The following is a 13,795-nucleotide window of genomic DNA, read 5'->3' on the forward strand; positions in this document are numbered from 1 at the left end:
CTCCAACCCATCCAGGTTGGCATCAGGGTTTGGAACCGGACGTTACCCCGTAGGCATGCATGGCTTTGCGGTTCAGCCCGGAGAGGTACGCCTCCCCGGCTTCCCGGCCGCGGATGACCCTTGCCGGGGATCCAAAGGCGACAGAAAGCGCAGGAACCGGGTCTATCACCAGGGATGCTGCCCCCACCACACTGTGCTGGTCAATGCTAATGTTTTCGATGATGTTGGCGCCCAGGCCAATGGCAGAGCAGTACCCAAGGCGGAAGTTACCCCCGGCGCACACCATGGGGGCCAGGCTGGAATAATCGGCCATCTGCCCGTCGTGGCCCAGGGAACAGCGCGTATTGAGGATGCAATGCCTGCCGATCCTGGAATTGGCATTCACAATGACCCCGGGCATCACCACAGTGCCCTCGCCTATCTCCACATCCCGGCCCAAAACGGCATTCGGGTGGATGGCGCGGACAAACCGGAAATCCGGCATGATGCGAAGAATTTCATGAACAATGCGCCGGCGCACCCAGTTATCCCCAATAGCCACAATTCCACCTACGACATCGAAGCGGGTGACGATTTCCACAAGGTCATTTTCGGTACCGAGAACCGGGTAGCCATTGACCAGGCTACCGGTTTCCTTAAAAGAATCCAGGAAACCCACCGGGGTATAAAGGCCTTCATTCTCAACGATATCCAGGACCACGCTCCCATGACCAGAGGCGCCAAAAATGAGGATGTTTTTCATGAAATTCGGGGGAATTTATGCATTTCATCGATGAAATTGACCGTTCGTCGATAATAACCAAAGATAGGCAAACTTCTCCTATCCGAAAAACAAGGCGAAAATATTTCATCCGGATCGGGAGTTTAGCCGCAATTGGCTATCTTTCCCATTACCCTAACCCACCGCCATGTCGCTGCCCAATGAAATCGTACTGCGACCCCGTTTCCAGGAAACCCTGGATACCCAAGCCGCATCCCTCCTGGACCAATTGGAGCATGCCTCCACCCCTCCTTTCCTCGTTAAGCGCCTGGACGACCACGTCTTTATAAAAATCGCGGATGCAGAGCGGCATTTCTGGTCCCCCCAGCTACAGCTGGAAATCCTGGAGGAAGAAGGCCAAGAAGGCTGCCGTATATACGGGCTTTTTGGTCCCAACCCCTCCTTGTGGACTTTCTTCATGTTCCTGCATTTCGGGGTAGCCACCCTTTTTGTGATCCTGGGGATATGGGCCTACAGCAGCGCCTCCCTGGGACGGCCCTACGGAATCTTGCTGGGGGCTATGGGCGGAATGGTCGTGCTGTGGTTTGTCCTGTACGCCTTCGGGCGGGCCGGTAGGGCCAAAGGGAAACCCCAGATGCACCAGCTATACACGTTTTACAAAGAAGTAACCGGCACCTGATTACTTGTTGGAATAGCCGAATCGACGCAGCTGGCGCTCATTGCTGCGCCAGTTTTTGCTCACCTTAACAAAAAGCTCCAAAAATACCTGCTTGCCAAAAAAGGCTTCCATGTCCTTGCGGGCCTCGGTGCCCACGCGCTTCAGGGCACTCCCCTTGTGGCCGATAAGGATCCCCTTCTGGGTTTCCCGCTCCACATTGATAACAGCCCCAATGCGGATCAGGTCTTCCTCCTCTATAAAACTCTCGGTAACCACCTCAACGGCATAGGGTACTTCCTTCTTGTACTGCTGCAGGATTTTCTCCCGGATGATCTCCCCCACAAAGAAGCGCTCGGGCTTATCGGTAAGCTGGTCTTTGGGGAAGTACGCCGGGCCTTCGGGCAAGAGCTCCAGCAAACGGCCCATGACCGCCTCCACCCCAAAGCCCTCCAGGGCAGAGATGGGAAAAATCTCCGCCTGCGGCAGGGTTTCCTGCCAGTACGCGACCTGGGCTTCCAGGAATTCCTGGTCTGAGGTATCGATCTTGTTGATGAGCAGCAGGACGGGGACCTTGGCATTACGGATACGGGCCATCAGGCTTTCATCCTTCAGTTCCTTTTCCCCGATTTCGACCATGTAGATGAGGATGTCTGCGTCCTCCAGGGCCAGGCGGACAAAATCCATCATGGAGTCCTGCAACTGGTAAGCCGGTTTGATAACCCCGGGGGTATCGGAGAACACCACCTGGAAATCGTCCCCGCTCACAATGCCGAGGATCCGGTGGCGGGTGGTCTGTGCCTTTGAGGTGATAATAGAGAGCCGCTCCCCAACCAGGGCGTTCATCAGGGTAGATTTCCCCACATTGGGGTTCCCCACGATATTGACAAAACCGGATTTATGCCCGTTCATGTTTCATTTTTTTCAAATACTCCCGCGCTGCGGCATTCACACGCGGTGCCAGCAAAAGTACCGCAATCATGTTCGGGATCACCATAAGGGCATAGGACAGGTCGATCAGGTTCTTCACCAGTTCCAGAGAGGCCACGGCCGCAAAGACGATCATCAGTACAAAATACACATTATACCACTGCCCGATGCGGGCATTGGTCAGGAAGGAAAGACTCTTGACCCCGTAATAGGAATAGGTGAAAAGCGTAGAAAGGGCAAAGGCGGTTACAATGAGCATAAGCAACTCATCCCCCCACCCGAAAAGGGTTTTCTGGAAGGCGTTCAGGGTCATGACAATACCACTGCCGTCCTCCAGGTAGGCACCGCTGAGAATGATGACCACCGCGGTAAAGGTACAGACCATAATGGTGTCTATAAAGGGGCCCAGCATGGCCACCAGCCCTTCCCGTATGGGCTCGTTGTTGCGGGATTGGCCATGGTACATGGGCGCACTTCCTAAACCGGCCTCATTGGAGAACATGGCCCTTTTGACTCCAATTATCACCAACCCCCAGAAGCCGCCGGTCACCACCGACTTGAAGTTCCAGGCCTCGGTGAGGATCATTTTCAGGGCGGGCCATACCTGCCCGGCATTCATCCCCATGACCACCAATACAGCTGCCAAATACAAGAGCACCATAAAAGGGACTATGGCAGAGGCCACCCGTGCGATCTTTTTCAACCCCCCGAATATGACAAAGGAGGTGATGACTGCCAGCAGTATCCCGATACTGAGTTGCCAGTTGAAGTCGCTGGTCGCATAGAGGGTCTCACTTGGGCGGACCACACTCATAAAGGTTTCGGTAAACTGGTTGGCGGTGAATACTCCAAGAAAGCCAAAGAGCCCGCAGATACTGAAGAAAATGGCAAGAGGCCTGGCTTTTGGCCCGAGGCCCCGGGTAATGTAAAACATGGGGCCGCCCTGGGGTTTCCCATCGGAATCCACCCCCCTGTACATAATGGCCAGGCTGCAGGAATAGTACTTGATACACATCCCGATCAGGGCCGTCATCCAGATCCAGAAGACCACCCCGGGCCCGCCGTCGTGGATGGCAATGGCCACCCCCGAGATGTTTCCAAGGCCCACCGTGGCAGCTACTGCAGCCGATAAGGCCTGGAAGGAGCTCACCTCCCCCTCGGCTTTTTTATCGTCGTATTTGCCCGCGGTAATCGCCAGGGCATGGCGGAAAAACCGATAGGGTAAAAAGCGGGAATAGACCACCAGGAAAAGCCCTCCCCCTATGAGCAACACAAACATGGGCCACTCCGCATAGCTGTTGGCCCCTACCAAAAAGTCGTTGATTGCTTCCATGAGATGTGCCGAAGGTAGGGAATTTGGTCAAATGGACCACTGCCGTAAAATCCACCCCGAATTCCGATGCCAAAGTTTGCAGAACCAAGAAACCTTCGTATATTTGCCGTCCACATCGCGGGGTAGAGCAGTAGGTAGCTCGTCGGGCTCATAACCCGAAGGTCGCTGGTTCGAGTCCAGTCCCCGCTACAAGGAAAACCGGTCGCCAGAGGCGATCGGTTTTTTTGTTCATGGAAAAGCCAAATTTATTTGAGCTTTGGAATGGACAAAAAACCGAAGCGGATGCACAGCATCTGCCGGTTTTCCTTGTGAAGCTCTCCCATTCTGGCCCTTTTCCGACTGAAGGGAGGAAAAGAATCCAGTCCCACCAGAGAAAATTCCAAATTCCAAATTCCAAATTCCAAACCTGCCTGCTGTTACTCCTTGTGAAGCCCTCCCTTTGGCCCATTTCGAGGCAAAGCCGAGAAATGAATCCAGTCCACCATGTAAAACAGGGCGGATGGCTTTCCTTGTTAAGCCTCCCCCAAGGCCCCTTCCGAGCAAAGCGAGGAAGCAATCCAGTCCACCAAACTACTGCACAACCGGTTTTCCTTGAGAAACTCCCCAAGGATTGTTAGATATGCCTTGAAAACGTAAACTTGAGATTTGTCATACTTTGATTTATGGGGTAATCCTAATTTTATCCTATAAAACTACTGGTATGTTCTTGAAAGCACTCCCCCTGGTGGGATGGGAAAACGGAATTTGGATGATCGGGCTGTTTGCCCTTGTGGTGGTTCTGCTGATTGTTGCCGTGGTTTCCATGATGAATAGTGGCAAGGGTTCTGAACCAAAATAAGGGGTCATGCCTGAAGCAAAGGAGAAGCGCCCGGACCAAAGTCCGGGCGCCCCTCCTTCAACATAGGCATCCGTTTTCCCTGCTACGGCACATAGCAGACAGATGCAGAAACCTAACAACTAATTCTCTACAGACAGGGTAACCCGCAACATCTCTGAGACCTGGGGGACATTGTCGGGGATAGCGCCCTCCAGCATCACCATCCCGTTCTCGTCCACCCCGGTATCGGGTCCTGCTTGCCTGGGTGCCTGGTTAGGGCCTGCGCCGGGATATTCATCCACTTCTGTACCGGAGTCATAGATGGCGAGTTGTGCGGTGATGTCGCCGGATACGGGCATGCCGTTCTCGAACAGGGCAATCCCGTTCCCGCCAATTACCCAGTCATTGGACTGGATCAGCATGGTGGCAAGGGAGAGGACATCGCCATCCACTGCCTCGCAGGTGAAACTGTAGGACTGCCCGGGGAAAATCGGACCCGGGGCAGATGCCCCAACCGGGGTATTGAAAATATGGGCGTACCCTGAAGGATCCCCATCTTCGGCCAGGTCTTCGAAGGCTGCCGTGGACGGGGCCCCTGTCTGAAAAACCATTTCGTTTACGGCAAAAGCACCTGGGGCAAACGGCGTTACAAAGCCACTATTCTCGGACAATTCCATATCAGAAATACTGTTGTCTCCATCCTCGGCGATATCTTCAAGGCCCGGGGAGGCGGGCATCCCCTCCATAAACACCGGGGTTTGGTTTCCGCTATGTACCACCCAAACCCCCGGAGCCAACGGAGATGCGATCCCACTCATGTCCGAGATATTGTTCAGGGTAAGGGTAAATTCCGTGTCCCCGTCGTGCTCCAGGATAACCTGCAACTGATCGGCAACTGCCGGGTAGGTGAAACCGTCGTTTACATTGGATAGGCGCTGTACGGTCCCGCCTTCATCCACCCCGGTATCGGGACCGGCCTGCCTGGGCGCCTGATTGGGGCCCACTCCGGGTTCTTCATTGACCTCCGTGCCCGCATCCCAAATGAGGATGGAGCTAGTCACATCGCCGGTTACGGCGTTCCCCATGGCATCGTAAAGGGCCAGCCCTGCTTCCTCCGGGGCAAAAAACAAGTCATTGCTTTGGACAAACATGGTGGCCAGGCTTACATAATGTCCCGGTCCTGCATGGAAGGTATAACTGGCCGACTGCCCTGGCATGATAAAGCCGATGGTCCCCGAGTCGAAATACATCCTGGGGGTGCCTACATTCTCAATGGTCACGGTAAATCGGGTGCTTTCCAGGGTATTCCGGTTCACCGTGATCGCATTGGAAAGGTCGTACTCGCCTGCAAGCTCACTCACATTGTTACCCACTTGCAAACCCGTAAGGCCCGTGCGATAGGTCATATGCCAGATCAGACAGACCCCGGGCCCGGCTTCATCGAAATCCACACCCTCTACAGCCTCAAGGGTAGGCGGAAGCCCGAGGATGTTGTTCTGATCGTCGGTTATGACATAGGTCTGCGCGTCCCCGGACCCATTAAAGTCGGTAAGGGCAATGCCGCTGACCCTATCCGGGGTCCCGTCTACCGTGAAGGCAAAGGGGCCACCGCTCAGGGTGCCGGCATTCAGGGTTTGGGGCATATCCTCTGCGTCGTCCGATTCGCAGGATACCAGAAAGGCCCCTGCACTAAAGAGTAGAAAAAGTGTTTTAACGTATCTCATGATTTTTGGTTTTAAGGATGCTACAAAGGACCCGATGAGATGTTGCAGAAGGATCACGGAAAAATCAAATTTTTTAATAGGCTTATTTTCAATATTTTACATTAATTATTGTCTAGGGATTGCAAGCAATGGGCCCATTTCCCGACCCAAAGCGTATTGGACTTAGGGGGAATCGTTACGGCTCCGTGAAGATTCCGTGATACTTTGCCCCTTTATTTGCCCGTAGATGAAGCATGTATTGATCATAGAAGACGATCCCGAAATTATCGGGCTATTGGAGATTCACCTTTCGGATCTCGGATGCCACGTAAGCTCGGAGAAGCAGGGCGATTCCGGCTTGAGAACTGCCGTAAACGAGGTCCCCGACCTTATCATTCTCGACGTCATGCTCCCGGGTATGGATGGGATTGAGGTTTGCCAGAAAATCAGGGCCAGCAATGTGCACTCGCCTATCCTGATGTTAACCGCAAAGTCCGAGGAAATAGACAAGGTCCTGGGGTTGGAGGTCGGGGCAGACGACTACCTGACCAAGCCATTTAGTGTTCGGGAATTCATCGCCAGGGTCAAAGCGATCTTCCGCCGGCAGAAAATGGACCACCCCCTGGAAAACCCCATGGAAACTGCGCGGGTGATGACTTTCGGGGATTTGCAAATCGATGTGGATATGCGCAAGGTTACCCTGGGTGGCCAGCGGGTAGAACTTTCCCCCAAGGAATTTGAACTACTGGTCCTGCTGTCTTCCAACCCCGGTAAAAGCTATGATCGGAGCAAGCTGCTCAACCTGATCTGGGGGTACGATTTCAAAGGATATGAACATACGGTGAACTCCCATATAAACCGGCTCAGATCGAAAATTGAACCCGATATGGGGCATCCGAAATTTATCCTCACCACCTGGGGTGTGGGATACAAATTCAATGAAGAAGCATGAAGGCCCCTCTCCTCTCCAACCGGCTGATTAAAAAACTGGTACTCGCCTTCCTGGGCATCCTGGTCCTGGCCAGTTTGGGCTACGCCCTTGCGACGATTTACTTTACCAACCAGCACTACAACGAAACCACCCAGCGGGTCCATGCCAGCCTGGCCCAGGACCTGATCGATGAAAAATTCCTGAATGAAAGCCCCATAGACAGCCTGGGCAATGTGAACCAGGCCTTGTTTGGGGATATCATGCACGACATGATGGCGGTGAATAAGGCCATAGAGGTCTACCTCCTGGATATGGAAGGGCAGGTCCAGTATTCGGTAGTCCTGGACCACGATTCAAGCGATACGCCTCCGCAGCAGGTATCCCTTTCACCCATTAAGGAATTCATTAAAACCGGTGGGGAAAGATACGTTCTGGGCGACGACCCGAGAAACCCGGGAGCGCAGAAGATTTTTTCCGCCGCCCGGTTTAACAGGGGTGGCAAGGAAGGGTATATCTATATTATCCTGGCCGGGGAGGACTACCTCGCTACCAAGAACATGCTTCTGAAGGGGTATGGGATGAAACTCGGCCTGGGTATCTCCCTGCTTACCCTGCTTTTTGCTGCGGTTTTAACTATAGGCGCCGTCATGTATCTGACCCAGAGCCTCCGTAAGATTACCTACGCCAGCCGGCGGTTTCAGGAAGGCGACCTGCACTACAGGATTGAAAATGCAGAGCGAACAGATCTGGCCGGGGTGGCATGTACCTATAATGAAATGGCCGAAACCATCCTTAAGGATATTGAACAGATCAAATCCCTGGAAGGCCTTCGCAGGGAACTGATCGCCAATATTTCGCACGACCTGCGTACGCCCCTTGCAGTTATCCAGGGGTATATAGAAACCCTCCAGATGAAGTATGACACCCTGAGTCCGAAGGAGCGGGAGCACTACCTGAATACCATCAACCAGGGGTGTGCAAGACTGTCCAAACTCATTGCCCAGCTCTTTGAGTATTCCAAACTGGAGGCCAACCAGGTCGTCCCCCAGAAGGAGCCGTTTCTGATTGGGGATCTCGCCAATGACCTGTACCTGAACTACAAGCTGCTGGCCGAAAAAAAAGGCATCCGTTTGCACCTGGAAATGGACGATGCACCTCCCCTGGTGTTTGCAGATATTTCGATGGTGGAGCGGGCCATCCAGAACCTTATGGACAATGCGCTTAAATTCACGCCTGCGGGGGGTGTGGTAACCCTCAAAATCCTGGGCAGCGAGCAGACTGTTGAAATCAGCATCAGGGACACGGGGCCGGGAATTAGGAAAGAGGAGCAGGCGTTGATTTTTGAACGCTACCGGCAGATCAAAAGCGGCAGTTCCAAGGAAGGCGCTGGGCTGGGCCTGGCCATTGTCCGCAAGATCATCGAGCTGCACAACGCGAGTATCCGCGTATTGAGCCAGCCCAACGAGGGTACGGTCTTCTCTTTCGAACTTCCGGTGTATCCGGTATCCCAGCTATCCTGAACGAATACCCCCCCTTTACGTAGTTCTTTGTCCCGTAGGATTCCAACCGCACGTTTCCTATCTTACCTCCAATCCCGGCTAAAAGCGGCTGGATACCGGACCTTTACGTTCCATGAAAACACATAAAGACCTAACAGACAACGAACTGGTACACGCCTTTAAAGCCTGTAGCCTTGCCCCTGCCATTTTCACGCACGAAGCCCACCTTCGGATGGCCTGGCTCTACCTGAAACAATACGGGTTGGAAGAGACCCTTGTACAATTCCCCCGGGACCTGAAGGCGTATGTAGATCATCTGGGGGTCTCCGGGAAATACCATGAAACCCTTACCCAGGCGGCCATCAGGGCGGTTTCCCATTTCATGCAGCGCTCAGAAGCCTCCGACTTCCCGGGGTTCATCTCCGAATTTCCCCGCCTGAAAACCCATTTCAGGGAGTTGATGGCAGCCCATTACGGGAATGATATTTTCAACTCCTCGAGAGCCAGAAGCGAGTACATTGAACCTGACCTGCTTCCTTTTACCTGATCCCTGCCACGCCTTATGAAACCCAAATCCGACCCGGTTTCCGATTACATAGAACGCGCTCCGGAAGCTGTCCGGGAAGTCCTGTTCCGCATAAGGTCGCTGATCCTGGAATTGGCGCCAGGGGCCGAGGAGGGAATGGCCTATGGCATGCCGGCCTACAAGACCCATGGGCGGCCATTGGTTTATTTTGCAGCCTTCAAACGGCATCTGGGCCTGTACGCCACCCCCAGCGGGCATGCGGCCTTTGCCGAGAAGCTGGCAGGTTACAAACAAGGTAAAGGATCCGTACAATTTCCATGGGACCACCCCATCCCTTATGACCTCATCAGAGAGATTATACAGTTCCGGGTTTCGGAGAATGAGCACCTGTACGGATAAGACTTGTCGCGGCAGGTGAGAATGCCTACATTTAAAACACCCGCACCACGGGCCACCTAAAAACACCTCCCTATGAAGCCTGCCCTTTACCTCCTGGTCTGCATCAGCCTGTTCTCCTGCCAGGAACAGCCCCCTACAGGGGCCGACCTCATCGTCATCAATGCCGATGTCTGGACGGGGGTACCGGATGCCCCGTCTGCCACTGCCTTTGCGGTACAGGGAGACACCCTGGTCGCGGTTGGCAACGACGCGTATGCCATGGAGTGGAAAGGAACGGCTACCCAGGTGGTAGATGCCGGAGGGCACTTTGTAACCCCTGGGATCATCGATTGTCACACGCACTTTATAACCGGGGGCATGAACCTGGCTTCAGTACAACTCCGGGACGCGGCAACACCCGAGGAATTCATACGCCGGATGGGGGCCTTTGCAAGCACCCTGGAACCGGGGCAATGGATCAGCGGAGGAGAATGGGACCACGAGCGCTGGGGAGGCGAGTTGCCCACCCGCCAGTGGATCGACTCTGTTACGCCACAGAATCCGGTTTTTGTACGCCGCCTGGACGGGCATATGGCCCTGGCCAATTCGCTGGCCCTGGAGCAGGCCGGGGCTACACATTTCCCACAGGTGGTAGAAGGAGGCGAAATCATCCGGGATGGCTCCGGGAACCCTACCGGTGTGCTTAAAGACAATGCCATGACACTGGTCCTTAAGCATCTGCCTCCCCCATCTGCCGACACCTACCGGAAAGCCCTGGATGCCGCTATGGAATACGTGGCCAGCCATGGGGTAACCTCGGTTCACCATGTGGCGGGCACCAACCAGGAAGGCTACCTTGAGGCGTATGAAGAAGCACATGCCGGGGGCCGTCTCAAAACCCGGGTTTATGTCCTTACCCCTCTTTCCGAGTGGCAATGGCTGCAAGCGCGTATGCAGGAAAAAGGGCCGGGAGATGACTGGCTGAAATTCGGGGGCCTGAAGGGGTTTGTGGACGGCTCGCTGGGCGCCCACACGGCAGCCTTTCTGGAACCCTATACGGATGCCCCCAAGGACCGGGGGTTCTTCCTGAACCACCGGGATAGCCTCAGGCAGTGGATAGGGCATGCAGACCAGGCCGGTCTGCAGGTGGCTGTCCATGCCATAGGCGATGCCGCCATCCGGTTCCTGCTGGACACCTACGACTCCGTTGCCCGGGCCAACGGGCCGCGCGACCGGCGCTTCCGCATAGAACACGCCCAACATATTTCCGAAGCCGATATCCCGCGTTTCGGGGCTTTGCGGGTAATCCCCAGCATGCAGCCCTACCATGTGGCAGACGACGGACGATGGGCCACGGCTGTAATCGGGCCGGATCGCAGCCGCACCAGCTACGCCTTCCGCTCCCTTATCGAAAACCGTTCCCGCCTGGCCTTTGGCAGCGACTGGTTTGTGGCGCCACCAATCCCAATGGCCGGAATCCATGCCGCAGTGACCCGCCAGACCCTCGATGGCAAACACCAGGAGGGCTGGGTTCCGGACCAGAAAATCACGGTACAGCAGGCCCTGGCCGCCTACACCGTGAACGCCGCCTACGCTTCCTTCGACGAAACCCGGAAGGGTACCCTGGAACCGGGTAAACTGGCCGATTTCGTCCTCTGGGATGCCAACCCCATGGAGGTACCGGCAGACCAGATCCAACAGATCCGCGCCTTGCAAACCTATGTGGGGGGAAAACGGGTATTTACACAGGAGGACTAAACAAAACGGCGCCCCGAAGGACGCCGCCTCAACATTCAAAACAACATCAACATTAAAGTTCTGAAAGTGCGGTTTGCCGGATGTCCCGGGAGGAAGCCCCGACGCGTATTTCATACATCCCGGGGTCCAGGATCCAGGCCGCAGCTTCCTCATTCCAGTAACGCAGGTCTGCGACCGGAAGGGTAAACCACATTTCCTGTGACTCCCCCGGGGCGAGCAGGCGGGTCTTGCCAAATACTTTTAGCTCCTGCACCGGCCGGTCTATGTGGGAATCCGGTTTTGATACATATACCTGCACCACTTCCTTCCCAGGGGTTTCCCCCCTGTTGCGGACCTGTAGGTGCACCTCCAGAATATCTCCCCTCGCAGCCACCTGCAGGGAGTCCATTTCGAATGTGGTATAGGACAGGCCAAAACCGAAAGGATAAGAGACAGGGATATTTTCTTTGTCGAAATGCCGGTATCCCACATAAATGCCTTCCTCATATACCGTATAGTCTACATTGGGCTCCCACTCGGCTTCCGGTTTGCGTTTGGAAGACAGCATGTCGGTCATACTCATGGGCCTGCCGTCCAGGGGAAAGTTGGCATGGGAGGCATGGTCGGCCACGTTGACGGGAAAAGTCATGGGCAGCTTCCCGCTGGGTACTACCTTGCCGCTGAGGATATCGGCCACGGAGTTCCCCCCTTCCTGACCGCCCTGCCAGGCCAACAGGATGGCATCCGGCTTGTCCTTCCAGGACGCCGTTTCAATCACGCCCCCCACATTGAGGACCACAACGACTTTTTTGCCGGCCTCGTGGAATAGGCGACAGGTGAGGTCTATCATGTCCTGCTCGGCCGAACTCAGCAGGAAATTATCCCGCTCTACCCGGTCTCCCCCTTCGCCGCTGTTGCGGCCTATGGTGATAATCGCGACATCGCTGCCCGCTTCGATCTCCCGCATTTGCGCTTCAGAGTACACCAGCTCCGGCGGGGTGTAGGGGACAAACATGGCATTGATCCCTTCCGGCTTTTCAAAAGCTTCGGGATTGGCAGCCCTGTGGGACTCATAGGCCGATTTAGCTACCGCGTTTACCACAAACGGGGTGCTTCCCATCCCCTCCTGGGGAGAAAGCCCCGTGGAGCGGAGGCCTTCCTCCAGGCTCACGGAATAGGCTTCGTTGACATCTCCGGAACCCGTGCCCCCTGCAATAAAATCGTAGGAGGTAACTCCGATAAGGGCTACATTCTCCATGTCTTGGAGGGGCAGCACCCCTTCGTTTTTAAGGAGCACCATGCCTTCTGCAGCCGATTGACGGGTAATTGCGGCATGCGCATCCAGGTCTGGGTTATTGCCGTAGGATGGATTCTCAAATTTGCCGGACTTGAACATGAGTTCGAGGATCCGCATGGCCGAGGTATCGATGGAGGCTTCGGAAAGGGTCCCGTTTTCATGGGCATCAGTCAGGGCATCCCATTGTTTTTTGGTTCCCGGTTCCAATAGGTCATTCCCTGCCCGTACCATGGCTGCGGCATCCTTCCCGCCGAACCAGTCGGACATGACCAGGCCCTCGAAGCCCCATTCGTCCCGCAGGATGCCCGAGAGCAGCTCGGGGCTTTCCGCCACATGGGTGCCATTTACCAGGTTATAGGAAGACATGATGGTCCAGGGCTGGGATTCCCTCACGATTATTTCAAAACCCTTCAGGTAGATCTCCCGCATGGCCCGGCCCGATACGATCACGTCATTGTTGTTGCGGTTGGTTTCCTGGTTGTTGGCCACAAAGTGCTTTACCGAGGTCCCTACCCCCTGGGATTCGATCCCGTTTACCATGGCGGCGCCGATATACCCTGTAAGGACCGGGTCCTCCGAGTAATATTCAAAATTCCTGCCGCAGAATGGGTGCCGGTGGATGTTAGCCCCGGGGCCAAGGATCACATCAATGCCGTATTCCAGGGCCTCGTTCCCCATAGCGGTGCCTACCTGCTGCACCAGCTCGGTGTTCCAGGTGGATGCCAGCAACGTGCCGATGGGAAAAGCCGTACAGTAATAACTGCGCTCCTCCCCTTCGCGGAAGGGCTCTATCCGGAGACCTGCCGGCCCGTCCGAAAGGTATATGGTAGGGATTCCCAGGCGCGGGGTAGGTACAATGGTCCCCACGGCCCCTGGGATACCCTCTCCGGGCTCGGTACGACCCATAGCAGAGGAAAGCCCGGAACCCTTCAGGAGGTGAATCTTCTCTTCAATGGTCATTTGCGAGAGCAAGTCCGCTGCCCGTTCTTTGACCGGGAGCCGGCTGTCCTCGTATGTATCGAGTCTTCCATTCCCATTTCGGTCATAATAGGTATGGCCGTTTTCCGTCAATTCCACCAGCTCCGTTTTGTCGGCATAGTCGCCCTCGAAATCCAGAAATCTGGATTTGAGGTACCACCAACCACCAACCCCCGTCAGTATGAGGAGTAACACGATTATCCCGATTATTTTCAGTGCGATTTTAAGGCCTCTTTTCATGACAAAACCATTAATTGTGTCTTATTGTCACAAATATAGATTTAATTTTA

12 protein-coding genes and 1 tRNA gene are annotated in these 13,795 nt (G+C 54.9%); 8 read left to right on the forward strand and 5 right to left on the reverse strand.

The genetic code is table 11. The features are described from left to right. Window positions 1-22: 22 nt before the first annotated feature. On the reverse strand, window positions 23-742 hold the full coding sequence (locus CA832_RS00175; protein WP_088339545.1) for an acetyltransferase: 720 nt from the start codon (window positions 740-742) through the stop codon (window positions 23-25). A gap of 166 nt (window positions 743-908) precedes the next feature. Between CA832_RS00175 and CA832_RS00180 the strand changes: the two genes are divergently transcribed. Beyond that, window positions 909-1,400 carry a GTP-binding protein gene (locus CA832_RS00180; RefSeq protein WP_088339546.1) on the forward strand — a complete coding sequence of 164 codons (492 nt, stop codon included), beginning with the start codon at window positions 909-911 and terminating at the stop codon, window positions 1,398-1,400. Here the strand turns inward: CA832_RS00180 and era are convergent, their stop codons facing one another. Further along, window positions 1,401-2,288, reverse strand: a complete 888-nt coding sequence (gene era / locus CA832_RS00185; RefSeq protein WP_088339547.1) for a GTPase Era — start codon at window positions 2,286-2,288, stop codon at window positions 1,401-1,403. Beyond that, window positions 2,275-3,639, reverse strand: coding sequence for an alanine/glycine:cation symporter family protein (locus tag CA832_RS00190; protein ID WP_088339548.1), 1,365 nt, complete (start codon window positions 3,637-3,639; stop codon window positions 2,275-2,277). The genes era and CA832_RS00190 overlap by 14 nt, the downstream gene beginning before the upstream one ends. 116 nt (window positions 3,640-3,755) lie before the next feature. Between CA832_RS00190 and CA832_RS00195 the strand changes: the two genes are divergently transcribed. Both CA832_RS00195 and CA832_RS15085 read left to right on the forward strand, forming a co-directional pair. Next, window positions 3,756-3,828: transfer RNA gene (locus CA832_RS00195), tRNA-Met, on the forward strand. A gap of 511 nt (window positions 3,829-4,339) precedes the next feature. Next, complete coding sequence (locus CA832_RS15085) at window positions 4,340-4,477, forward strand: hypothetical protein (RefSeq protein ID WP_198944424.1); 138 nt, start codon at window positions 4,340-4,342, stop codon at window positions 4,475-4,477. A 119-nt stretch (window positions 4,478-4,596) separates the two neighbouring features. Here the strand turns inward: CA832_RS15085 and CA832_RS00205 are convergent, their stop codons facing one another. Then, window positions 4,597-6,180 (reverse strand): spondin domain-containing protein, encoded by a 1,584-nt coding sequence (locus tag CA832_RS00205; RefSeq protein WP_088339550.1) that lies wholly within the window; start codon window positions 6,178-6,180, stop codon window positions 4,597-4,599. A gap of 226 nt (window positions 6,181-6,406) precedes the next feature. On the opposite strand from CA832_RS00205, the gene CA832_RS00210 reads away from it, so the two are divergent. The 5 genes from CA832_RS00210 to CA832_RS00230 all read left to right on the forward strand — a co-directional run bounded on the left by CA832_RS00210 (window position 6,407) and on the right by CA832_RS00230 (window position 11,251). Further along, complete coding sequence (locus CA832_RS00210) at window positions 6,407-7,111, forward strand: response regulator transcription factor (RefSeq protein ID WP_088339551.1); 705 nt, start codon at window positions 6,407-6,409, stop codon at window positions 7,109-7,111. Beyond that, complete coding sequence (locus tag CA832_RS00215; RefSeq protein WP_088339552.1) at window positions 7,108-8,610, forward strand: sensor histidine kinase; 1,503 nt, start codon at window positions 7,108-7,110, stop codon at window positions 8,608-8,610. The genes CA832_RS00210 and CA832_RS00215 overlap by 4 nt, the downstream gene beginning before the upstream one ends. Before the next feature lie 112 nt (window positions 8,611-8,722). Beyond that, a complete protein-coding gene (locus CA832_RS00220) occupies window positions 8,723-9,136 on the forward strand; it encodes a hypothetical protein (RefSeq protein ID WP_088339553.1) in 414 nt (137 codons plus the stop codon). A gap of 15 nt (window positions 9,137-9,151) precedes the next feature. Beyond that, the gene (locus CA832_RS00225; protein ID WP_088339554.1) at window positions 9,152-9,514 is read left to right on the forward strand and encodes an iron chaperone; all 363 of its coding nucleotides are present in this window, start codon (window positions 9,152-9,154) and stop codon (window positions 9,512-9,514) included. Between the two features lie 72 nt (window positions 9,515-9,586). Then, window positions 9,587-11,251, forward strand: coding sequence for an amidohydrolase (locus tag CA832_RS00230; protein ID WP_088339555.1), 1,665 nt, complete (start codon window positions 9,587-9,589; stop codon window positions 11,249-11,251). Window positions 11,252-11,303: 52 nt separating this feature from the next. Here the strand turns inward: CA832_RS00230 and CA832_RS00235 are convergent, their stop codons facing one another. Then, the gene (locus CA832_RS00235) at window positions 11,304-13,745 is read right to left on the reverse strand and encodes a glycoside hydrolase family 3 C-terminal domain-containing protein (protein WP_088339556.1); all 2,442 of its coding nucleotides are present in this window, start codon (window positions 13,743-13,745) and stop codon (window positions 11,304-11,306) included. Between the last annotated feature and the right edge of the window lie 50 nt (window positions 13,746-13,795).

The sequence above is a fragment of the Robiginitalea sediminis genome, assembly GCF_002198115.1.
GTDB lineage: Bacteria > Bacteroidota > Bacteroidia > Flavobacteriales > Flavobacteriaceae > Robiginitalea > Robiginitalea sediminis.

What these genes read in the sequence shown, in the direction of transcription:
- CA832_RS00220 (WP_088339553.1), top strand. Translation starts at nt 8,723, where the DNA reads ATGAAAACACATAAAGACCTAACAGACAACGAACTGGTACACGCCTTT.
- CA832_RS00175 (WP_088339545.1), bottom strand. Translation starts at nt 742, where the DNA reads ATGAAAAACATCCTCATTTTTGGCGCCTCTGGTCATGGGAGCGTGGTC.
- CA832_RS00190 (WP_088339548.1), bottom strand. Translation starts at nt 3,639, where the DNA reads ATGGAAGCAATCAACGACTTTTTGGTAGGGGCCAACAGCTATGCGGAG.
- CA832_RS00230 (WP_088339555.1), top strand. Translation starts at nt 9,587, where the DNA reads ATGAAGCCTGCCCTTTACCTCCTGGTCTGCATCAGCCTGTTCTCCTGC.
- CA832_RS15085 (WP_198944424.1), top strand. Translation starts at nt 4,340, where the DNA reads ATGTTCTTGAAAGCACTCCCCCTGGTGGGATGGGAAAACGGAATTTGG.
- CA832_RS00235 (WP_088339556.1), bottom strand. Translation starts at nt 13,745, where the DNA reads ATGAAAAGAGGCCTTAAAATCGCACTGAAAATAATCGGGATAATCGTG.
- CA832_RS00205 (WP_088339550.1), bottom strand. Translation starts at nt 6,180, where the DNA reads ATGAGATACGTTAAAACACTTTTTCTACTCTTTAGTGCAGGGGCCTTT.
- CA832_RS00215 (WP_088339552.1), top strand. Translation starts at nt 7,108, where the DNA reads ATGAAGGCCCCTCTCCTCTCCAACCGGCTGATTAAAAAACTGGTACTC.
- CA832_RS00180 (WP_088339546.1), top strand. Translation starts at nt 909, where the DNA reads ATGTCGCTGCCCAATGAAATCGTACTGCGACCCCGTTTCCAGGAAACC.
- era (WP_088339547.1), bottom strand. Translation starts at nt 2,288, where the DNA reads ATGAACGGGCATAAATCCGGTTTTGTCAATATCGTGGGGAACCCCAAT.
- CA832_RS00210 (WP_088339551.1), top strand. Translation starts at nt 6,407, where the DNA reads ATGAAGCATGTATTGATCATAGAAGACGATCCCGAAATTATCGGGCTA.
- CA832_RS00225 (WP_088339554.1), top strand. Translation starts at nt 9,152, where the DNA reads ATGAAACCCAAATCCGACCCGGTTTCCGATTACATAGAACGCGCTCCG.